At 72.3% G+C, this 610-nt stretch carries 2 protein-coding genes; both read left to right on the plus strand.

Annotated features, from left to right (window positions below; translation table 11 throughout):
• A partial coding sequence (locus PROKR_RS02575; protein ID WP_036959359.1) for a hypothetical protein occupies positions 1 to 288 on the plus strand: 288 nt, incomplete at its 5' end.
• A gap of 41 nt (positions 289 to 329) precedes the next feature.
• Positions 330 to 467, plus strand: a complete 138-nt coding sequence (locus PROKR_RS32295) for a hypothetical protein (RefSeq protein WP_157601842.1) — start codon at positions 330 to 332, stop codon at positions 465 to 467.
• The last annotated feature ends 143 nt before the right edge of the window (positions 468 to 610 follow it).

Here is a 610-nt window from a genome sequence, read left to right on the forward strand (position 1 = left end):
GATGCCGCCGTCACCGACGAGGACGAGGACACCACCTATCGCGCCTACCGTCGCGCCAAGGCCGCCCTCCGCGATGCTGAGGCCCTCCCGACCGCGACCGTGACCGAAGAGGTCCCGACCGGCGAGACCTTCGCTCAGGTCTGGGAACGGGCCGACGAGGAGGACCGGACCTCGCTCCTCCTCCGGGTCGGGCCCTGGGTGGTCGAACCGGGCCGCCTGCCTATCGATCAGAAGGTGCACCGAGCGGAGGCCGAGCCCGACTACCTCGCCGGGCAGATAGACGACTGACGCCGGGCTCGATGATCCTGGGCCATGACAGGGGCCGCAGCGTGCCCCTACAGCTCCGCCGCCTCGGCGAGGGCTACCACCCGGCGAAGTGGTTCAACCAGTTCGACAGCCCGTGGCCCGTCGAGCTGATCCGCGACGGTGGCTTCACCGTCCTGCACGACGCGGGGGCCCGCCAGTGATCGAGTTCATCCAACTCACCGCCCGCTCCGGCAAGCCGCTCTACCTCCGCCCCACGGCCATCACGGCCGTGTGGGAGGTCGACGTCGCGGCCCCGCCCTCGGGCGTCGGCCCGGGGCAGCCCCGCGTCGTGCCGGAGCCGCGG

The organism is Promicromonospora kroppenstedtii DSM 19349 (assembly GCF_000515355.1).
GTDB lineage: Bacteria > Actinomycetota > Actinomycetes > Actinomycetales > Cellulomonadaceae > Promicromonospora > Promicromonospora kroppenstedtii.